This is a genomic window from Halovenus marina (genome assembly GCF_051414115.1).
Taxonomy (GTDB): domain Archaea; phylum Halobacteriota; class Halobacteria; order Halobacteriales; family Haloarculaceae; genus Halovenus; species Halovenus marina.
The window spans coordinates 1,291,004-1,311,610 of the sequence record NZ_JBLKNZ010000001.1 but is presented as its reverse complement, the minus strand read 5'-3'; the positions used below and the strand labels follow the sequence as shown (position 1 = coordinate 1,311,610).

The following is a 20,607-nucleotide window of genomic DNA, read 5'->3' as shown; positions in this document are numbered from 1 at the left end:
CGTCGAGAGGTGCGCGATGTGGCCGACACCGACACGATCCGCGGCTTCGGCGAACGCACCGACATCGGATTTGTCCACGACAGGTGGGCGAACGAGGAAGACGCCACCCACGCCTGTCCGCGCCCGGCCCCACGTTTCAGGCCTCGTGAAGTCGAACTCGACCACGTCCCCGGCGTCCGCAAACTCGTCCGGGAAGTGTCGGGGTCACGAACGCCGATTCTGACGGCGGCGTCACGGTCTGACAGGGAAGCGACCACGTGCCGACCGACAGTTCCGGTCGCCCCAGTGACGAGTATCGGGTCCGTCATGCGTCAGTGACCTTCGGCATCTCGTGGACGTACAGGTCGTCTTCGAGACAGTCCAGAATGAACGCGGCAACGTTCGCCCGCGCGGCGGTATCGCGCATGCCGAGCGAGAGGTCAGTCCCGTGGCGGAACTCCCCTGTATGCTCGTCCTCGGTGAGTCGCGGGCCGCGAACGACCGTCCAGCGAGTGTCGCTGGCTCTGACTGCTTCGACCTGATCGCGGGCGTCTTCGAGCACCGACCGTGCCAGCAGTTTCAACAGCGCGCCCATGGCACGCCCGCCGAGACTCACCGATTCATCCTCCTCGCGAACGCCCGCACCGACCAGCGTCACGAACCGCTCGACGCCGTGTTCGTCCATCGCCGCGAGCATGTGCCGCCCCGCCGCTGTCAGCAGGTCGTCCGGCCCGTCGGAGGACTGTGCAAGCACGCTGACGACGGCATCGACAGGGTCGTTGTCGCCCGCAATCGCGCGTTCGACGCCCTCACCGCTGTAGGCGTCGCCCTGGACCACGATAACTCGGTCGTCGCTCCGGAGTGACGGCGGGAGGCCAGTCGGGTCCCGAACGAAGGAGACCACCTCGTGTCCGCGTTCGAGCGCCTGTTCGACGAGCGGTTGCCCCGTCCGCCCAGTTGCACCGAATACTGCGATTCGCATACGTACCGATAGTCACGGAGATTGTATATACGTGTAACTTCGAATGTGCTAAGTATTGGCTTCGTGAGTCCCCCCAATCCAAAGATACAAGATTGCAAGTGTTGATATTCGACTGCCGATGGCTGGACAGAGTGAACCCCCGAACGTTCCAGATCTGAGCGCTGGACTGTCCCGCGAAGAAGCGATCGCGCTCCGTGAATCGTTCGATGCTGCGGAACAGGAACGAATCGATCAAACGGTCGCGACCCTCCTCAGTCTCCTCGGAAAGACCCACACGATGGCCGTTCTGAGCACCTTCGCGTTCGCCGAGGGGCCGCTCCGGTTCAGCGACATCGAGAGCGAACTCGATATCGCGCCAAACACGCTCTCGACGCGACTACAGGACCTGACGGAAGCGGGGTTGCTCGACCGTGAAGCCTACGACGAGATCCCCCCTCGCGTGGAGTACACACCGACAGAGAAGGCGGAGTCGCTGTTTCCCGTGTTCGCACACCTCCACCACTGGGCAATCGAGTACGACCTCTGACTTCGTTTCCTGTAGTAACCGATAGACTTCGAAGTCGGGAGTATATGGCTTCACAACGAATAGTAATGGTATGACGTCATCGGAACCCGAGCGTCTGGCCGGAGTCTCCCGAGACGAAGGCAGATCCGACGCGGAGAGAGCGGACCAACGCACCGACGCGACGGCCGCTATCGATGTCGATGGGCTCGAACTCGTCTACGCCGACGGGACGGCCGCGATTCAGGGAATCGACATGGCCATCCCCGAGGGGGAGTTTTTCGGCTTTCTCGGGCCGAACGGCGCGGGGAAGACGACGACGATCAAGGTGTTCGCCACGCTGTTGTCCCCGACCAGCGGCGAAGTTCGCGTCAACGGCTTCGACGTCCGCTCCGAGTCACGGAAGATCCGGGAGTCGATCGGATACATGGCCCAGGAGACGAGCATCGACCCGGAACTCACCGCCGAGGAGAACATCCGCTTTGCCTGTGAGGCCTACGGTGTCCCTCGTGACGAACGACCCGAACGAGTGACTGAACTGCTCGACCTCGTCGACCTCGCCGAGGTTGCAGACAAGCGCGCCGAGGAGTTTTCCGGTGGGATGAAGAAGCGACTAGACGCCGCGACCGCGCTGGTCCACCGCCCACCGCTCGTCTTTCTGGACGAACCGACGACGGGACTCGACCCGAAGGCCCGTAATCGCCTGTGGGAGTACTTCGAGCGCATCAACGACCTCGGAACAACCATCTTCCTGACCACGCAGTATCTCGAGGAGGCGGACCAGCTGTGTGACCGGCTGGCGGTCATCCTCGACGGCGAAATCGTCGCAGATGGTAGCCCTGCAGACCTGAAGCGCAAAGTCGGCGGTGAGATTCTCGACGTGGAACTCGAGGGCGGTCCGACGGCCCGGCAACGAGCCGTGGAAATCGCACGCGAGTTCGACGTGTTCGCTGATGGGTCAGTCACTGAGACGGACGAGGGGGTAAGCGTCACCGCTGAGACAGCGCGCCAGCACGGGACGGATCTGCTCGTCGCGCTCCGGGACGCGGAGCTGACAGTGACCGGATTCAATATCCGCGCACCGACGCTCGACGACGTGTTTCTGGCAATTACCGGTGAGGAACTCGACGCCGACGACACGGAGGGCGAACGATGAGCACGCCCGGAGCAGACGAGCGCTCGGCAGCGACTCCAACGGAGCGCTCCGGGAACACGTTCGCCGGAGACGTGTGGGTGAACTTCAAGCGGTGGAACCTCAAGGCGGTCCGGAACCCGTTCGTGCTGGTCGTCTCGCTCGTTCAGCCGATCATCTTCCTCGTGTTGTTCACGGCCGTGTTCGGAAACGTGGCCGGGAGCGCAGTCAATCAGGGGATTCCGGGGATCGGATACGAGACGTATCTGGTGCCCGCCATCGCGATTCAGGTCGCGCTCGCGGCAGCCATCACCTCGGGCGTCGGACTCGTCAACGACATCGAGAATGGGATGTTCGAGAAGGTGCTGGTCACGCCGATGAACCGCACGGCCGTCTTCCTCGGCAAGACTGCCGCGGAAGTGTTTCGGATAGCCGTACAGATAGCGATCATTCTCGGATTGGGGATGCTCATCGGCGCGGAGATCGTCACTGGCCTCGTCGGCGCCGTCGCCATCATCGCAATCGGCGTTCTCTTCTCGCTTTGGTTCGTCGCGTTCTCGAACGCGCTGGCGATTCTCACACGGGATCAGGAATCGACGATCATCGGTGCGAACCTGTTGCAGTTTCCACTGTTGTTCCTGTCGAGTGCGTTCCTTCCGCTTGCGGCGCTTCCCGACTGGATTCAGACGTTCGCTCGGTTCAACCCTGTCACGTACGGCGTCGACGCTGCTCGTTCGGTCATGGTTGACCAGGACGTGATGACGGTCATCGACGTTTCGTGGTTCGGGGGGACGCTCGACGGCGTCGTTCCCGGCGTGGCTGTCCTGATCGGACTCGACCTCCTGTTGGGCGGCATCGCTGTCTACCTGCTGTCACGGGCCTCGAGTTCCGACGTGAAATAATAGACAGATACGGTGCATTTAGGAAATAGTATAAAGAACACGACATTTGGACTATTGTTTTGAGAACTGAGAGGTGTGATCAGATCTGGTCCCACTGAGTGCGATTTCGAACACACAGTTTGTGCAGTGTAACTGCTAAAACTACGTATAATTTCGTTTCTGTATTCCGATACTACTCAAAGGGTCTATGCGTTCATAGAGCCGTAAAGAACACGAAAAAAGAGACATTATCGATATAATAATAGAGTGTTTTTAGAATAGTTGTCGCCTTTTCTTTCTTTCCCGGCTAAGATAGGTGCTTTGTTAGGAAAAAGTTCAAAAACAAACGACGCGCTATATGAGTTCGTTATTTGGTCATCCAATCAAAAATAGATACTATATCTGAGTCATACATATTTACGTTCGATACACTGGTCCAGTCTGATAATAGAGTCAGCACTCAGGACGAAAATCGTTCGGAGATCCGGGACCGGAGTAGACCGGTGAACCCGGAAACGCCGAAGTGATTATCCAGTGGAGTTCCTGACGGCGGATGAGGGGGGTTGGGGATTGGCATGTCGACCCGACGACTGGAACTCCACTTGAGTCACAGGGCCGAATTGCACTTAAATGTTGCCCCCGTTCATTCCCATTTATCCGAATAAACAGTGCGAGACGGTGTCAGGAGCGGCAATCAGATATCGCAGACTGAGAGTGCGAACGGTCGGTGAGACCGCTCACAGAGCGCGTTCAGTCTTCGGTGAACCGGTCGAGAACGTTCTTCGTGATAGTCGGCGTGAAGTCGTCGACAAAGAGTGATGCGGGGTACGTGATAGACCCGACGGAGAACACCGCGCCGCCGCTGTCAGTCTCGTAATACACCATCTCCGCACCGCCGTTGTTGGGGTTCGTCCCCTTCGCGATGAGCTTCGTCGACTCCGGTGCGTACTGACTGCGCTTGTCCGTCTCCTGCCCGGACGCGCCGCCGCTGATGCGCTCCTGGAGTGTTTCGGTGCCGAACAGGTCCCCCTCGTCGAGGTCTGTGCCGTCGAATATCCAGTGTTCGGGGTCGGCTACCTCGTACGGCGCAGCCGTCATCAGCCCCGTCAGTGTCGTCACGACGCCGAGCAGATTGCCGCCGGACTCGTAGGTGCGGTCGAAGCGCGTCTCGTACGCCTCGCCCCGCGACCGGGGCGTGTCCTCGTCGTACTCGTCGGCTTCGCTCACCGACATCGGGAGGCTCTTGTTGAGATAGCGGACGCGAGTCTCGTCGACGACGTCCACTTCGCAGTCGATTCCGTTGCCGCCGAGGTAGGCGAGATGCCCGCCGCGGTCGAACACCCACTCCTTGACCCGGCGGTACATCTCCCGGGACCAGTACTCCGGATGGGTGTGGATGACCAGCGCATCGTAGGCATCCAGGTCGAGCGTCCCGTCGTGGAGTTGGTTGTCCGCGTACAGGTCGTAGTCGTACCCCTCGGCTTCGAGCCAGCCCAGAAAGCGCCACTCAGCGGGCGCAAAGTAGGTGTCGAAGCGCCCGCGGATCGGGTCGCGCACCTCGACGTCCCGGTCGACAGAGTTGTACGGCGCGGGGCGCTCGAAGGAGAGTGGCTGATACTCGTAGTTCTCGGGGCCGTAGAGTTGCTCGCGGACGGCGGGGTCGCTGTCGTACCGGTCGAGGTCCTGGTGTGAGTCGACGACCGGTCTGTCGGGAAGCCGCGCCGGGTTGACGTAGTTCGACCGCCCGCCGAAGTTGTTGTACGCGTTCCAGGTCATCGTCGCCGAGAGGACGGCGATGTCGGCCTCCGGCGTCTCCGGGGCGACGACCCACGGAAAGGCGAAGAAATCATCCGACTCCTTTCCTTCGAGGTGGACGTAGTACAGCCCAGTTCGCTCCGGCGCGTCGACGGTCTGCGCGGAGAAGGATCCGGGATGCGGCGGATGCCAGTCCACGCCGGTCTGTGTGAAATCACCGTCCGGAAGCAACTGCTTGCCTGCCTGCGGGCCGTGTTCGCCGTGCCAGTCCAGCGGCCTGATAAACTCCTTCTGTTCCCCGTAGCGCCACAGCGTCACCCGCGTCTCCTCTGTGGCGTGAATCCTAAGCGTGGTCGACTCACCGCCGGTCGAACAGATCGGAGTCGCGAAACCGTACAGCCGATCGGAGAGTAGCCGAAACTGGTGCGGGCTGGCATCCTCACCGACAGTGACGGTCACGCGCTTCGAACCATAGCCGTCCTTCGCCAGCGTTGCCTCGTACGTCCCGGCGTCGAGGTCAGCGTAGACCGTGCCGGTCGGCGTCGACCGAACGACAGCGTGGCAGTCGCCGTTGCGTCTGAACTCGACGTGTACGTTGTCGAGTGCGAGATAGTCCTCATCGCTCACGTAGCCGATCAGTGATTGACTCATCAGTTCTGTTGAGTTCAACGCAAGAGTCGGATAAAACGTTGACTGTTCCGCTGGTCGAACGCGCAGTCGAGACACGCTAGCTGTCGGGGTCGATCGCTCCCTCGATTCGGAGCCAGTCCTGTGGCGCTGTCGCCGGAAACGGTACGTAGAGGTTGCCGCCGACGGTGTCGAGAACCGTCGCACCAGCGTTGAACGCGTAGGTCGACTCATCCGCCCACTGTCCCTCACCAGCTGCAGGGTTGCCCCGGTTCGTTCCCCGTCCCTCCAGAACGGTTCTGGTGCCGTTGTCAGTCACGTTTCGGGTGAGCAGACAACCGGTGACGAGACACTCCGAAGCGTCTATCGTCAGCCCGTCCGCGTTGTACAGCCCGGTCACGAGTACCTGATGACTATCGAGATGGAGATGTGACTGCGAGGCCCGGCAGTTGATGATCTGTCCCCGGTCCTCGAAGTGCCACCGTGACAGCTCGGGCTTGTACTTCCCGCGGAGGTAGATCCCTTCGAGCCTGAACTGCTCCGCGAAGGTCCACTCGGCGTTGATGCGAGAGCCCGGACCAGACCCGAGTTGGCCCCGGAAGTGAAGCCCCTCGGTCGTGATCGTTCTGTCTTTGGTGAAGTTCTCGTCGTAGCTGCCGTCTCGTATCGACCCCGTCTCGACTCGTGTGCCGGACTCCCCACCGAGCCGAATCATATCGCCGGTCTCGGCCACGTCGAGCGCCGAGTCTAACTCTGCGTCGTCGTTTGCGAAGTGGACACGTCCGCCTTCAGCGCGGGTGGTGTGTGCTGACATGCCGCCCGATACTCCGCCCACCACCAAAACGATCGCGGTCGTGTTGACTGTCCGGAGCGTACATAATGATCCAACCAGTTGAATGAAATATGGATCTCGATCTGGATGGTAACACAGCCCTCGTCACGGCGAGTACGAGCGGGCTCGGAAAGGCGAGCGCGACGGCGCTGGTCCGTGAAGGTGCGAACGTGACGGTCTGTGGACGGACGCCCGAACGACTCGAACGCGCCCGGGAGCAAATCAGTGCTGCGGGTCCGGGGAGCGTTCTCGCTCTCGAAGCCGACATCACGGACGCCGACGACCTCGAATGGCTCGTCTCGACCACTGTCGAGGAGCACGGCGGGATCGACCACCTCGTCACGTCGGCGGGTGGCGTTCCACCCGGAAGCTTTCTCGAGATGGCCGAGGACGACTGGTACGATGCGTTCGAGTTGCTGGTGATGAGTTTCGTCCGCACCGCCACACTCGCGCACCCACATCTCGCAGACAGCGACGCGGGAACGATCGTCGCCATCACCTCTGCGAGCGTCAGCGAACCGATCGACAATCTGGTTCTCTCGAACTCGGTCCGGCGTGCCGTCCACGGACTCGTCAAATCGATGGCGCTCGAACTGGCTCCGGAGATTCGCGTGAACTCGGTGCTGCCGAGCGTGTTGATCGAAGACATCGACGCGGCGATCGAAGACGCACTCGCAGACGGCGACTTCGATTCCCGCGAAGCCGTGCTCGACGCCTGGACGGCCGACCTCCCGCTGGAGCAGGTCGGCGATCCCGCCAGACTCGGGGACATGGTCGCCGTGCTCTCTAGTGACCGGACGAACCACACGACCGGCGCGGCCGTGCCCGTCGACGGCGGTCGCATTCGCGGGTGACGCTGTCTCTCGGAAGATACCGCATCTCGGCCAGATCACGACCCACCGGAAGCTATTTGATCCCGACGTGTGTTCGGAATGCTATGCCACGATACGTACGTGTGCGATTCGTCGAAGAGGGAGTACAGGCAGTCGCGCGAATGCTGGACAGTCAGGCACCGGAGACCTGCGACGCAGTCTGGGAGAACCTCCCGCTCGAGGGTGACGTCTATCACAGCAAACGCTCGGGGAGTGACTTCTACATCCTGCCGCCCGCAATCGAACCGAACCCGGGAACGGAGAACGCGACCGTGACGCCCATCGCCGGGGATCTGACATACGCCCACGTGCCAGCGTACGCGAGCAACGTGATCCCGACAGAACTGAGCGAGGCCAACCCCGACGGGATGGGCGATGTCTGCGTCTGGTACCAGCGCGACAACCACCATCCCGGCGACGGACTGAACGTGTTCGGGCGTATCGTCGAGAATCTCGGTGAATTTGCCGACACCTGTGGCCGACTCCATCGCGAGGGGTACGCCGACGAGACGTTGCGATTCGAGCGGGCCGAAGAGTACGAAGAGGACGAGCTCACGGAACTTCACCAGCAGCGCGCCTACATGTGAGGAGAGACGCTTCGAGTCGTACCGTGACGGGAGCGATACGTCAGGGCAAGTTTTTGACGAACGGTCGCATCGTTTCGGTGTACATCGCATCTAGATAGTTCCCGAGTCCTGCGTACCGCTGGAAGTCGCGGTCGATTTCTCTGGTCAAGAATCGACGCACGTCGGTCGCAAGATCGTTTCTCGCCGGGGCAAGACTGTACTCCGTGAGCGTCGTACAGTACCCCGACGTGACCTCCTTTCTGAGTTGCCGCGAAGACGACTGCGCCCGGACGAACCCCCTGAACCCACCCACGCCGAGGGTGTCAGCGAACCCGACGCCTCGTGCGTCCTCGGCCACGAGCACGGAGGGGATCCGGCGGCGAATGAACGATGCGTGCGCGTGACACTCGTAGCCGACGTGCAGGTCACAGTCCTCGTAGAACCCGATGTTCGTGAGGTCACCGCCAGCGTCGACCTGCTCGAACCCGTGCTCGTCCGCCGCCGCTCGAATCCGCCGGTTCTTTTCGGCGACATCCTCCGTAAGTGCCGCACTCTTCTCCGAGGTGGTGTCGTCGTCTGCCGTATCCGCATCAGCGAGATGGATGGAGAGGATTCGTCTCGCGTCGGGAAACAGGTCTGTGAGCATCTCGACCAGGGCCGTCGCCTGCTCGACGTAGTACGGACTCAGCGGCGGGGTGAACACGACTTGCTCGACGGCGTTTGGGCGTCGCATCGAGTCGCCGATCCGGTCGGGATCGAACCAGGCCGGATCCCCCGTCAGCAGGGTGTTGTCGATACCGTGTGCGTTCAACACGTCACAGGTGTACTGTTCTCGACACGAGAACGACTTGACCTGCCCGGCGACGTGTTCGAGCACCTCTCTCGTCTCCTGCGAGAAGTCCAGTTCCGCCCGCGTCTGCTCGTCGCCGGGATAGACGTTGTAGTTGCTCCCAATTGGTATCAGCGGCACCGTGATGTCGGAGAGGTTCTCGGTCAGTCGGTACGTCTCGGGATACAGCGGCAGGTCACGGATAGCGAATGCGGGCAACAGCACGGCGTCGGAGTCGTTGATCCGGTCGAGGTGGTCGTCGAGCGGGTTCTCCCGAAAGACGGTGAAAAACTCCGTCGGCCCTCGCTCGGCCTCGACAATTCGCTCGACTGCGTGCTCGATGAGTTTGTCCCCGACGTTGGCGCTCCCGTCTGCGGGAAACGTCGACACGATAGTGTACATCGTCTCGGGGTTCGTCGCGGCTGCAATTCAATCTATGCACTCTGCTGGCAGTCTGTTGATACTGTCGGCTGTCCCATCTCGAAGCATCACCGGACAGCCATCTCGATGCTCACGATGCGAACGGACCGCTCGCTCCGTTCGTCTCGGGTCTCTGTTCCGGAGTGCCCGTGGCACACGGTGAGGTCGTTCCATCCCGAACGGATCCTGCCTGCATCGAGGGTGAACTCGTAGGCTCGGCTGGATGCGACGTGTTCCGTGTAGGGGCCAGTTGGAGCGAGGAGTTCGTCCGTCTCCACTCCGTCGAAGCGGGGCCAGGAACCGTTGAAGCTGATACCGACTGGCGATTGATTGGTGTCGCCCGTTTCGTCAGCGTCGACGAGGCCCTCACTGGCATCCAGAACGACCTGCACGTCGAGCACGCGTGTGTCCGGTTCGTCGGCCATCGTGAGGCGAAACTCCCGGCGCATTCCGGGTTCGATCACCGCCGGGAGTTGTTCGGGGAGGTTGAACGGCGTCGTGTGGTCGATGTCGCCCTCGCCCTCGTACACACGCTGTCCGATCGGAACCCACGTCGACAACGCGTACTGCTTGGGACGGCCGCTGAGGGCAGCGAGGTCACCAAGCGGTTCCAGCGCGTCGTAGGTACAGCGCATCTCGGGGTGGTCACTGCGAGCCCCGATCACGTCCGTACAGAAGAAATTGAACAGTTCGATCCCGTCGACGCCCGCAGCGAGTTTCCCGGCCGCGTTCCCACACAGCAGTTCTGGACTGACACCGAGAAAGCGAACGCCCTGTGTGTCGATCTCAGGGTCGTATCCCGGGACGAAGTTCGGTGCGTTTTCGATGACACCGTAGACGGCCACTCCCTCACCGACGTACTCGCGCACTCGGTCGTAGGGAAGCGACCACGTGGTCTGCCAGAAGTTACTCGGGGCGACGAAATCGAGAAGCCCCTGGTCGCTCATCGCCGGGAGGTCAAGCCCGATTTCACGGGCCATGGGCACGTTCGCGGGAACACGGAGTCCGAGCGGATACTGTCCGTCCTGCGCATCCATAAGTTCCCGCACGTCTGCTACCCACTCCGTCATCATCGATCGATCCTCGTCTGAGGCGGGTGGCTCACAGCAGTGTGGGTTTCGCAGCCAGTCGAGTTCGAGCCCCTCGAAGTCGTACTCCCCGACGAGTTCCTCGATCATGGCGAACATGTAGTCCCGAACGGCCGCCGAGCCATAATCGAGCGCACGCTGGTGCTGGTCGATGCCTGCGTCTGCGAACATCGTCTCGCCGCTGAGTCGGTTCGCGGGGTCGTCGAAGACCGGTGCGGTGAGAAAGTCGATGTATGGGTCGTGTGCGCCGTGCATGTCGTTCATCCGTACCGACACCCACGGTTCGATCCCGTGTTCGCGACAGGCCTGAATGGTCTCGTCAAGCCAGTCGACCCCCTGCTCGGAGAGCGTCGCGTACGCGTCGAACAGTCGCCGTTGTCCCTCGACATCGAACACTGACTCGTAGTTCGGGTTGTCCCCACCGCTTCGCTCGGTGTCGGGTGGTGTGAACGCGTCGCGCAGCAGTTCCTCGTCACCGCGCGTGTACTCGTCGAGCGCCGTCGGCACGGCCGCGCTGGGATACCAGGCGACCTGCGTGTTCGGATTCACAAGCAGAACGTCCACGTCAGCGTCCGCAAGCGTCTCGACGTACCGGTGAATCGTCGTCGCGGAATACTGATCGGAGTCAGGCTGAAAGCGGTCGACTATCTCCGGGTAGAAAAACGTGTTCGGGTCGGCGTTGAACAGGACCGGGCGGTCGGGTCTGGACATAGCTTCAGATTCTCACAACCACATAATAGGTGTTCGGAACGTAGGGGACACTCCGGCGACACATGTGTTCTATTCTGTAGAACGTATTCAGTTCATGATCGCGGATAACGGAAGGGCGCAGACAACTGTAAAATCAGGAGCAGTGACGACATTCCTGTGATTAGTTGGCAAACAACAGTAAGGTAGTATTACAGACATACAAGTGTAATCTCTTCGTTCTCTATGATAGAACACGGTTGGTCAGTGAAGTGATCGACCTTGTGGTTCTCCGTCCAATTCGGGACAAAATCGTCGCTGTGAAGCCGCGTTCGTTGCCCGTATTTTCCAGAGCGAAACGGAGGACAGCCCATACTCTTAAGAGGTGACGAATGCATCTGAGAGACGCATGAGACACGAGAAACTGAAGCAACAGGTAACCGAGCGGATCGAATCTCAATCCGAGGAGATGGTCTCGTTCCTTGGCGATATGATCGACAAGGAGACCGTCATCGGCAACGAGCGCCCCGGTCAGGAAGTCGTCGTCGACAAGTTCGAGTCGATGGGGCTGGAGCCCGATGTCTGGTCGCCCGACGTCGAGAAGTTGCGCGAGCACGAGGCGTTTTTCGAGACACAACCATATCAGGAAGCGGGCTACGACGACCGCCCCAACGTTGTCGCGACGGTCGAAGGGGCTGGCGATGGCCCCACACTCACGCTCAGCGGCCACATGGACGTCGTGCCGGTGACCGAATCCGAGTGGGAACACGAGCCATTCGAGATGGAACGCGAGGGCGACACCCTCTACGGCCGGGGCACCGGCGACATGAAAGGCGGCATCGCGGCGTACGTTCACGCCATCGAGTGTCTCCGTGACCTCGATGTGGAACTCGAAGGCGACCTCTACCTGCAGAGCACGCTCGAAGAGGAAGACGGCGGCATCGGCGGCGTGCTGGCGACGTTGATCTATGGGTACCAACCCGACGGTGCCATCATTCCGGAACCGTTCGGCGTTCCGAATCTCGGCATGGCGAGCGCGGGCGTCCGGTACTTCCGGATCACCGTCGAGGGGAAGAGCGCACACGTCGGCCGTGGCTATCTGGGCGAGAACGCGCTCGACAAAGCCATGAAGGTCTACGAGGCCCTGCGAGAACTCGATGCAGTCCGCAAGGAGCGCATCGACTACGAACCCGCGTATCGGCTCGAACCCAGAATGCGCGGTCACGAGACGAACCTCAATATCGGCATGATCCAGGCGGCGAACTGGCCCGCGATCATCCCCGGCGAAGTCATCATGACGGGGAGACTCGGCTGGCCGCCCGGCGAAGAACCCGAGGAGGTCATGGCCGAACTGACCGCGACGCTCGAAGCCGCAGCGGAGGGCGACGAGTGGCTGGAGGAACACCCACCGGAACTGGAGTTTTTCGGCCTCCAGGCCGACCCACACGAGGTCGACCCGAACGAACCGCTGCTCCAGACGGCCATGGAAAACGCCGAGTGGGTCACCGGGCGTGAGGGTGTCTTCTACGGCGGGAGCGCAGGCAACGACACCCGTCACTACAAGCGCTACTACGACATCCCAGCCACGTCGGTCGGCCCCGAAGCGACGGACATCCACGGCGCGGACGAAAACGTCACGGTCGATTCACTGCTCGAAACCGCGAAAACCATCGCCTGCACGACAATCGATTACTGCGGCGTCGTCGACGACTGACGCAAAGCGAGATGCGGTTTTCTACTGACTGAGTTCCGAGAGGACGTCCTGTGCGGCCTCGATAGTCCGTCGCGCGTCCTCGTCGTCGTGGGCGGCGGTGATGTAGTTCCGCCGGACGTTTTTCGGCACCATCATGATTCCTTCGTCGACCATCCCCCACCGGTAGTCCATGTACAGTTCCTCGTTCTGTTCAAGGACGTCCGTGTATTCGTGTGGGGTGTCCTCCATGAAGTAGGTCAGAAACACCGTTCCGTACTTCTCGACGGTCGCTGTGATGCCGTTGTCTTCGAGGATATCTTCGAGCGCGTCGCAGATGCGGTCGCGATACGCTTTCGCTTCCTCGTGGAAGTTCCGCTCGTCCAGTTCCGTCATCGTTTCCCGTGCGGCCGCGAGCGACCCGGCGTGTGCGTTGTAGGTGCCGCCGAACGCAACCGGCCCACCGGCAGGCGAAAGCTGGTTCATGTACTCTTCCTTTCCACAGAGAATCGAGATAGGATAGCCGTTGGCGACGCTTTTCCCCATCGTCGTCAGGTCGGGCGTGACGCCCTCCAGCTTCTGTGCGCCGCCGAGGTCGTGTCTGAACCCGGTGATGATCTCGTCGAAGATCAGGAGGCTCCCGTAGTCGTCGGTGACCTCGCGGAGCGTTTCGAGATAGCCCGGCCGGGGCGGGATACAGCCCATGTTGTGAGCGATCGGTTCGAGAATGACGCCCGCGATCTCGTCGCCGTGTTCCGCGAAAGTCTCTCTGATCGCATCCTCGTCGTTGAACGGGAGGACGATAGTCTCATCGACAATTTCGTCAAGCAGCCCCGCTGTATCGGGATCGTTTGTCCCGAGCTTTTCGGGTTCGGTCAGATGGTTCATCGCGAGCGAGTCGTACCAGCCGTGGTAGTGACCCTGGAACTTGATTATCTTCCGGCGGTCTGTAACGCCCCGGGCCAGTCGCGTAGCGTGTGCAGTCACCTCTGACCCGGTGACGCCGAACAGCACCTTCTCGGCCGAGGGGACGTGGTGTTGAATCCGCTCTGCGACGTCCACCTCCAGTTCCGTCGTTCCGTAGCCGTACAGGTCGTGCTGGGACTCCGCCTCGGTGACCGCAGCGTTTATCTCCTCGTCGCAGTGTCCGAGAATGATCGCCCCCCACGCCTGAAGATAGTCCACGTACTCGTTACCGTCGACGTCTGTGATTCGTGAGCCGGAACCCGAATCCCAGTTCAGTTCCCGGTCGAATTTCCGCGCGTAGCTGTTGATTCCGCCCGGAATCGCCTTCCGGGCGCGCTCGGATAGCTCTTGAGACTGGTCTAGCTTTTGGCTCGGCATATACCAGTACGTTGGGGTCGATCTACTTAATGGTCGTGTTCGATCGAGCGGATCTGCCCTGCAGATGATGACTCCGTCTCCGGGCTACCTGTTCGATAGGGCAGAACAAGAGTTATACAGAAGGAAACTATTAGGGAGAGTATGGCACGCAAGGCAAAACATCCGGTGCAGACGACCCAGAAGTCGCTGGATATCATCGAGGCACTCAGCGAACTGGGTTCGGCCGGGGTGACCGAGCTCGCTGAGGAGCTTGGAATGAACAAGAGCATCGTCCACAATCACCTCAGGACGCTCGAAGAGCGAGGGTTCGTTATCGTTGAAGACGAGCAGTACTCGCTGGGGCTCCGGTTTTTCCAACTCGGCGGCAAGGAGCGACGAGACCGGAAGATCTACCAGATCGCGAAAAACGAGATCGACAAGACGGCATCGGAGATAGAGGCGTCGGTCAATCTCGCCGTCGAGGAGAACGGCAAATGCGTCTACCTCTATCGCGCCTGCGAAGACCGGTCGATCGATCTCGAGTTTTCCTACGAGGGGATGTACGAGCACATGCACCAGACTGCGGTCGGAAAAGCGATCATGGCGTATCTCCCACAGGAGCGGGTCGAGGAAATCGTCGAGCGGCACGGGCTACCCCAGCGAACGGAACACACGATAACCAACTTCGGCAAACTGATGGAAGACCTCACCCAGATTCGGGAGCGGGGCTACGCCATCGACGACGAAGAGAGCATCCTCGGACTCCGCTGTGTCGCAGCACCGATAAAGACAAACGAGGGGGAGATCATCGGTTCCATAAGCATCTCGGGACCAAAGAGCAGATTCAAAAACGAGACGTGGTCGCAGGAACTCCCCGAAAAAGTTCGCGACGCGTCGAACGTCATCGAACTCCAGTTCGTCGGTCGGAACTAGCTGCTGATTGCGTTCGTGCCACTGTCTGCGGCGAGGAGAACGGCCGCTGGCGGACTGTTTTGATCACTGGCAGAACAGCCACCAACAATTATACGAAACCACCTCCAAGCATCGGCTATGCCACCAGAAGCCGCCGACGAGGGCGATTCGGTCGTTCACAGCCCCTCGCAGACGTTCGTCGAATCGACCAACGTCTGGGAGTTCATGCAGACCTACGGCATCGAGGACTACGAAGCGTTGATCCGACGGACGACGACCAATATCGACGGCGAACCACGGTCGGGCGTCGACTGGTTCTGGGATACGCTCCCCGACTATCTCGGCATCGAATTCGACGAGGACTACGACAGAGTGCGAGACGACAGCGACGGGCCACAGTTCACCGACTGGTACCCCGGCGGTCGGATCAACACCGCACACAACGTCCTCGACAGACACGCAGCACGGGAGAACCCGTCACGCAATCAGGTGGCGGTCATCTGGGAGGGCGAACCCGGCGACGTTCGCGAGGTGACCTTCCACGAACTCCATCGCCAGGCAAATCAGGTCGCGAACTACCTCGAATCACGGGGCGTCGGCACCGGTGACACGGTCGGCCTCTACATGCCGATGGTTCCGGAAGTCGCAGCCATTCTCTACGGCTGTTTCAAGGTCGGGGCAATTGCGGTTCCGATCTTCTCGGGGTTCGGCGTCGACGCGACTGCGACACGGATCACAGACGCCGAGTGTTCTGTGCTGTTTACCGGCGACGGCTTCTATCGACGTGGCGAGCAGGTGTTTCTCAAGGGGACTGCAGACGACGCAATCGCGGAGGCCGGGCACGTCGAGAAGACAGTCGTGTTCGACAGGCTGGGAGCGAGCGACCCCGACAGCCCTGCCGAGATTGACTGGCACACGGACCGTGACCGGTGGTGGGCCGACGCTGTTGCCGAGCGAGACGACACCTACGAGACGAAATCCCTCCCCGCAGACCAGGAGTCGATGCTGCTGTACTCGTCGGGAACGACGGGCGAACCGAAGGGTATCGTCCACACACAGGCCGGAGCGCTTCTGCAGGCGGCCAAAGAGATCTACTTCGGATTCGACCACAAGCCCCACGACCGATTCTTCTGGGTGTCCGACATCGGGTGGATGATGGGGCCGTGGATGCTGATCGGGAATCACACCTTCGGCGGGACTGTCTTCATGTACGAGGGCGCACCCGACCATCCCGAACCGGACCGGTTCTGGAATATGATCGACCGACACGACCTGACGATGTTCGGTATCTCACCGACAGCGATCCGGGCACTCCGAAAACACGGCGAGGAGTGGCTCATGGACCACGACCTGTCGAGTCTTCGGTTGCTCGGGTCGACCGGGGAGCCGTGGGACACCGAATCGTGGCGCTGGTTCTACGACCACGTCGGCGGTGGCGACACGCCGATCATCAACATCTCCGGCGGCACGGAGATCATGGGTTGTTTTCTCATGCCGATGCCGATTCAGGACCTCAAACCCTGCACGTTGGGCGGGCCTGGACTGGGCATGGACATCGACATCGTCGACCGGGAAGGAGAGTCGGTCAGGGACGACCACGAACGCGGCTTTCTGGTCGCCCGCGATTCCTGTCCGTCGATGACGAAATCGCTCTGGCGCGGCGACGAGCGCTACCTCGACGAGTACTGGAGCACGTGGGACGACCTCTGGGACCACGGCGACTGGGCGCAGATGGACGAAGATGGCCTCTGGTTCCTGCACGGACGGGCGGACGACGCGCTGAACGTCGCCGGACGCAAAGTCGGCCCCGCCGAAGTCGAAGCGGCGGCTATCGAACATCCCGCGGTCAATCAGGCGTCTGCGGTGGGTGCGCCGGACGAGACGACCGGAACTGCCGTGGTTCTGTACGTCGTCACCGAACCAGACGTTGCGGAGACTGACGAGCTCAGAGCGGAGATCCGTGCAGTCGTCGGATCGGAACTCGGCAAGCCGTTCCGGCCACGCGAGGTGCTGTTCGTCGACGCATTTCCGAAGACCCAGTCGGGCAAGATCATCCGGCGTGCCATCCAGGCGACCTATCAAGGGGAAGCCCTCGGAGATATGTCCAGCATCGAAAATCCGGGCGTGCTCGACGACATCGCGAACCCGCGGTAGGACAGCACTTCGGCGCCCTCGGGCATACCGTTATTACTCCGGGGCGAATATCCTCGCCGAGAACGCACATGACAGCATCCGAAATCCGCGGTATCTGTCCGATCGTCGATACGCCCTTCACCGACGACGGCGAGATAGATTACGAGAACCTGCGTCGACTCGTCGCCCGCCTCGCAGAGAGTGGCGTGAACTCACTTGCAGTCTTTGGGTTCGCAAGTGAGTACTACGCGCTGTCGGACGACGAGCGACGAGCGATGGCGGAGGTGGTCGTAGAGGAGTGTGCAGGGACCGGGACCACCTCGATCGTCTCCATCACGCCACACGCGACGAAACACGCCATCGAGGAGGCGGAGTTCGCAGAGCAGATCGGCGCGGATGCGCTGATGGTACTGCCGCCGCACATCAGACTCTCCGCGAGCGCTGACGTGCTCGACCACATCTCGGCGGTTGCCGACGCTGTGTCGGTCCCCGTCGGCGTCCAGTACGCACCCGAAGAAGGCGGCGTCGCGCTCTCGCCCGGCGAACTGGCGGACCTCTACCGAACCGTCGACAACGTCGAGTACTTCAAGGTCGAGGCGAAACCGCCCGGCGGATACGTCACGTCACTGCTCGAAGAAACCGACGGCGAGGCGACCGTGCTGGTCGGAAACGCGGGCTTCGAGATGATCGACGCCTTCGACCGGGGCGCTGCGGGCGTGATGCCAGCATCGGCGATGTACGACGTGTACCAGACGATCTACGACAGATATCAGCAGGGAGACCGCGAGGAGGCCATCGACATCCACGGCGACCTGCTCCAGATGCTCACGCTCATCGGGCGGGTCGGCATCCAGTTCGAGAAGGAGATACTGGCGCGACGAGGCATGGCCGACACCGCCCACTGCCGGGAGCCGGTCAACAGCCCCGACGAGCACTATACAGAACAGTTCGAGTACGTCTACGAGACGTATCTCGCGCCGCACTTTCGGGACAGAACATGAGCGCAGCAAGACTGCGGGAAGGCCCAAACAGAAAGTATTATTCCCGGTTCGCGTGAAGGGGGAGTATGCGGAAAATCACACCCGCGAACGGTTCCGACCCGGACGTACCGCTGTCGATGGGCATCGAACACGACGACGTCGTCTACGTCTCCGGACAGGCGGCCTTCGACCCCGACACCGGCGAAGTCGTCGGTGACACAGTCGCGGAAGAGACCACACAGACGCTCGAAAACGTCGAGAGCGTCCTCGAATCGGCTGGTGCATCACTCGACGATGTTGTGAAAACGCAGGTGTTCCTGACGGACGTCGACGACTTCGACGAGATGAACGGTGCCTACCGCGAGATGTTCAACGAGCCATATCCGGCACGGAGCGCATTCGAGATCGGTGATCTGGCCGCAGACATTCGCGTCGAAATCGAAGCGATCGCTGTCCTCGACTGACCAGGCGGTTCGTCTCTTTTTCACCGCACCCCGGACGCATCGGATCCGCTCAGAACGTTCCGTATTTGTCGTAGGCCGCTTTGGGTGTGACGCCGTCGGTAACCGCATCTCGAACGGACGTTTCGTCGTCGCGCATCGTTTCGGCTTCCCGCAGCACGTCTTCGGCGATGTCCTCGGGGACGACCGTGATGCCGTCGATATCTCCGAAGACGATATCGCCGGGGTTGACCTCGACGCCGCCGACGACGGCAGTCGTGTCCCAGTCCAGTAGTTCCCAGCGACAGAGCGAATCGGCTGGCGTCTGAAATCGGACGTACACGGGAAATTCCTGCTCCTGAATGAACTGTGTGTCGCGGGTTCCACCGTCGGTGACGACGCCGCGGCACCCCCGTGCTGTCAGTGCGTGCGTCGTGAGTTCACCGACCTGTGCGGAGTTGTCGGTGTTGGCGTTCAGTACCAGACAGGAGTCCGCGGGGGCATCCCCGAGCATCTGCAGGAATCGCTCGGCCTGTGCGTCGTAGTCGACACTCCGGTTACGCCGCCCGACTGCAGGATATGCCGTTCCCGCAACAGTCTGTTCGGGGTTGATCGGCGTGATGTCCGAATCCATCGTCTGGTCTCTGTACCCCATCGAATCCAGCACGTCCGCCACGACGCCGGTGTACAACTGTTCGTATCGGTCACACAGCTCCGCGGTCGGAATCTCGGCCATGTATTCGTATTCGCCCTCAGTCACTTAAAAACAGGCGTCGAACCGTACTCGACGTCTGCTGTCGGTGAGGTAAAAACGAGCCGCGCGAGTTACGGTGCACCAAAGCTACTTACCGAATCCACGCGAACCTGGCTTCAAATGGTGGACACGATTGGATACATCGGTCTCGACCACTCACACCGGAGCCTCTATCTGGAGAGTCTCGCACAGCTACCGGTCGAGGTCACCTGCGTCTGCGAACCGAACGACTCGTTCGACGTGACGGGCGTCGATGGGATCGATACCGACGACGTCACGCTGTATCGCGACCCGATTGCGCTTCTCGACAAGGAGGAAATCGACCTCGCGTGGGTGACACTCCCGAACAGGGAAACGACGCCGGTCGTCGAGGCGGCAATCGAGCGAGGAGTGAACGTCTTCTCGGAGAAGTCACTCGCCCGAACGGGGGACGAACTCGAACCAGTCGTGGAGAAGGCAACACAGACCGACGTGGCCGTCGGCGTCTCCTACTTCAACCGCGCGTCGCCGGTGTACCGGGAGCTGCACGACCGGCGAGCAGACGGCTTTTTCGGCGACCTGCGGGCGTTCGGGGCGAATTTGTTCACCAACAAACTCGCGACGAGACTGGAGTCCGAGCAGCAGCCGGATTATCTCTACGACCGGGCACAGTCGGGCGGCGGGATCGTCCAGTGGCTCGGCTGTCACTACCTCGACCTCTTCGAGTGGGTGCTCGACGACCCGATCGAGCGGGTGAACGCACAACTCTCCAGCGGTGATGCTGGGGCCGACATCGAGGATGGAGCGACAATTCAGGTCACGACCGAGTCGGGCGCACAGGGGACGCTCCAGCTCGGCTACTATCTCCGTGCGGCCGCGGGCCATCGCGGTGACGCGGCTATCGGCCCGGACATCGAACCGATGTACGTCCACGGTATGGACGGGTCGGCAGTCGTCGCGTCGGACGGACAGACAGTCCGACTCGGAGCCGACGTGCCGGAGTGGGACAGCGCACCCGTCAGGACAGTCTCGTTCGAGCCAGCAGACGCCCCCGGCTACGCCGGACGGGCCGGTCTCGACTACATCAGCGACTTCTTCGACATGTGCGAGGGGGCAGACAGCGACCTGGTGGCGACAGTCGAGGACGAACTCCGCGTGCTTCGACTCATCGACGCGGTGTACGAGTCCGCGGAGACAGGCGAGTGGGTCGCCCCTGAGTGATGAGACGCCTCCAGACCGCCACC

The 20,607-nt window shown here is 61.3% G+C and carries 19 protein-coding genes; 12 read left to right on the top strand and 7 right to left on the bottom strand.

The annotated features are described in order from the left end of the window. Positions 1-18: 18 nt before the first annotated feature. Positions 19-318 carry a hypothetical protein gene (locus ACMGFL_RS06625; protein WP_436934749.1) on the top strand — a complete coding sequence of 100 codons (300 nt, stop codon included), beginning with the start codon at positions 19-21 and terminating at the stop codon, positions 316-318. Here ACMGFL_RS06625 and ACMGFL_RS06620 read toward each other — a convergent pair. Further along, a complete protein-coding gene (locus tag ACMGFL_RS06620) occupies positions 305-961 on the bottom strand; it encodes an NAD(P)-dependent oxidoreductase (RefSeq protein ID WP_436934748.1) in 657 nt (218 codons plus the stop codon). The two genes, ACMGFL_RS06625 and ACMGFL_RS06620, sit on opposite strands and share 14 nt — an antisense overlap. Before the next feature lie 118 nt (positions 962-1,079). Here ACMGFL_RS06620 and ACMGFL_RS06615 point away from each other — a divergent pair, with 118 nt between their 5' ends. The 3 genes from ACMGFL_RS06615 (at position 1,080) to ACMGFL_RS06605 (ending at position 3,497) form a co-directional block, all read left to right on the top strand. Beyond that, positions 1,080-1,487: a winged helix-turn-helix transcriptional regulator gene (locus tag ACMGFL_RS06615; RefSeq protein ID WP_436934747.1), complete on the top strand. Its 408-nt coding sequence runs from the start codon at positions 1,080-1,082 to the stop codon at positions 1,485-1,487. Between the two features lie 70 nt (positions 1,488-1,557). Next, the gene (locus tag ACMGFL_RS06610; protein ID WP_436934746.1) at positions 1,558-2,619 is read left to right on the top strand and encodes an ABC transporter ATP-binding protein; all 1,062 of its coding nucleotides are present in this window, start codon (positions 1,558-1,560) and stop codon (positions 2,617-2,619) included. Further along, the gene (locus ACMGFL_RS06605; protein ID WP_436934745.1) at positions 2,616-3,497 is read left to right on the top strand and encodes an ABC transporter permease; all 882 of its coding nucleotides are present in this window, start codon (positions 2,616-2,618) and stop codon (positions 3,495-3,497) included. Before ACMGFL_RS06610 ends, ACMGFL_RS06605 begins: the two co-directional genes overlap by 4 nt. A gap of 729 nt (positions 3,498-4,226) precedes the next feature. Here the strand turns inward: ACMGFL_RS06605 and ACMGFL_RS06600 are convergent. Both ACMGFL_RS06600 and ACMGFL_RS06595 read right to left on the bottom strand, forming a co-directional pair. Then, positions 4,227-5,882, bottom strand: coding sequence for a N,N-dimethylformamidase beta subunit family domain-containing protein (locus ACMGFL_RS06600; RefSeq protein WP_436934744.1), 1,656 nt, complete (start codon positions 5,880-5,882; stop codon positions 4,227-4,229). Between the two features lie 76 nt (positions 5,883-5,958). Further along, a complete protein-coding gene (locus tag ACMGFL_RS06595; RefSeq protein WP_436934743.1) occupies positions 5,959-6,672 on the bottom strand; it encodes a hypothetical protein in 714 nt (237 codons plus the stop codon). Between the two features lie 89 nt (positions 6,673-6,761). Between ACMGFL_RS06595 and ACMGFL_RS06590 the strand changes: the two genes are divergently transcribed. Further along, positions 6,762-7,544: an SDR family oxidoreductase gene (locus ACMGFL_RS06590; protein ID WP_436934742.1), complete on the top strand. Its 783-nt coding sequence runs from the start codon at positions 6,762-6,764 to the stop codon at positions 7,542-7,544. Between the two features lie 83 nt (positions 7,545-7,627). Next, positions 7,628-8,149 (top strand): DUF3830 family protein, encoded by a 522-nt coding sequence (locus tag ACMGFL_RS06585; protein ID WP_436934741.1) that lies wholly within the window; start codon positions 7,628-7,630, stop codon positions 8,147-8,149. A gap of 40 nt (positions 8,150-8,189) precedes the next feature. Here the strand turns inward: ACMGFL_RS06585 and ACMGFL_RS06580 are convergent, their stop codons facing one another. Together ACMGFL_RS06580 and ACMGFL_RS06575 are read right to left on the bottom strand one after the other, a co-directional pair. Then, positions 8,190-9,359 (bottom strand): polysaccharide pyruvyl transferase family protein, encoded by a 1,170-nt coding sequence (locus ACMGFL_RS06580; protein WP_436934740.1) that lies wholly within the window; start codon positions 9,357-9,359, stop codon positions 8,190-8,192. Positions 9,360-9,445: 86 nt separating this feature from the next. Beyond that, the gene (locus ACMGFL_RS06575) at positions 9,446-11,176 is read right to left on the bottom strand and encodes an alpha-amylase family protein (protein WP_436934739.1); all 1,731 of its coding nucleotides are present in this window, start codon (positions 11,174-11,176) and stop codon (positions 9,446-9,448) included. A gap of 385 nt (positions 11,177-11,561) precedes the next feature. Between ACMGFL_RS06575 and ACMGFL_RS06570 the strand changes: the two genes are divergently transcribed. Next, a complete protein-coding gene (locus ACMGFL_RS06570) occupies positions 11,562-12,866 on the top strand; it encodes an ArgE/DapE family deacylase (RefSeq protein ID WP_436934738.1) in 1,305 nt (434 codons plus the stop codon). A 21-nt stretch (positions 12,867-12,887) separates the two neighbouring features. Here the strand turns inward: ACMGFL_RS06570 and ACMGFL_RS06565 are convergent, their stop codons facing one another. Then, entirely contained in the window at positions 12,888-14,186 is a 1,299-nt protein-coding gene (locus ACMGFL_RS06565; protein WP_436934737.1) for an aspartate aminotransferase family protein, read from the bottom strand. A gap of 141 nt (positions 14,187-14,327) precedes the next feature. Here ACMGFL_RS06565 and ACMGFL_RS06560 point away from each other — a divergent pair, with 141 nt between their 5' ends. From ACMGFL_RS06560 to ACMGFL_RS06545, 4 genes are all read left to right on the top strand, one after another. Further along, positions 14,328-15,098, top strand: a complete 771-nt coding sequence (locus tag ACMGFL_RS06560) for an IclR family transcriptional regulator (protein ID WP_436934736.1) — start codon at positions 14,328-14,330, stop codon at positions 15,096-15,098. A 117-nt stretch (positions 15,099-15,215) separates the two neighbouring features. Then, entirely contained in the window at positions 15,216-17,231 is a 2,016-nt protein-coding gene (locus ACMGFL_RS06555; protein ID WP_436934735.1) for an AMP-binding protein, read from the top strand. A 68-nt stretch (positions 17,232-17,299) separates the two neighbouring features. Continuing rightward, positions 17,300-18,211, top strand: a complete 912-nt coding sequence (locus tag ACMGFL_RS06550; protein ID WP_436934734.1) for a dihydrodipicolinate synthase family protein — start codon at positions 17,300-17,302, stop codon at positions 18,209-18,211. Between the two features lie 65 nt (positions 18,212-18,276). Then, positions 18,277-18,654, top strand: coding sequence for a RidA family protein (locus ACMGFL_RS06545; protein ID WP_436934733.1), 378 nt, complete (start codon positions 18,277-18,279; stop codon positions 18,652-18,654). A 49-nt stretch (positions 18,655-18,703) separates the two neighbouring features. Here the strand turns inward: ACMGFL_RS06545 and ACMGFL_RS06540 are convergent, their stop codons facing one another. Then, positions 18,704-19,366 carry an RraA family protein gene (locus tag ACMGFL_RS06540; RefSeq protein ID WP_436934732.1) on the bottom strand — a complete coding sequence of 221 codons (663 nt, stop codon included), beginning with the start codon at positions 19,364-19,366 and terminating at the stop codon, positions 18,704-18,706. Between the two features lie 138 nt (positions 19,367-19,504). On the opposite strand from ACMGFL_RS06540, the gene ACMGFL_RS06535 reads away from it, so the two are divergent. Next, on the top strand, positions 19,505-20,584 hold the full coding sequence (locus ACMGFL_RS06535; protein WP_436934731.1) for a Gfo/Idh/MocA family protein: 1,080 nt from the start codon (positions 19,505-19,507) through the stop codon (positions 20,582-20,584). Positions 20,585-20,607: the final 23 nt, after the last annotated feature.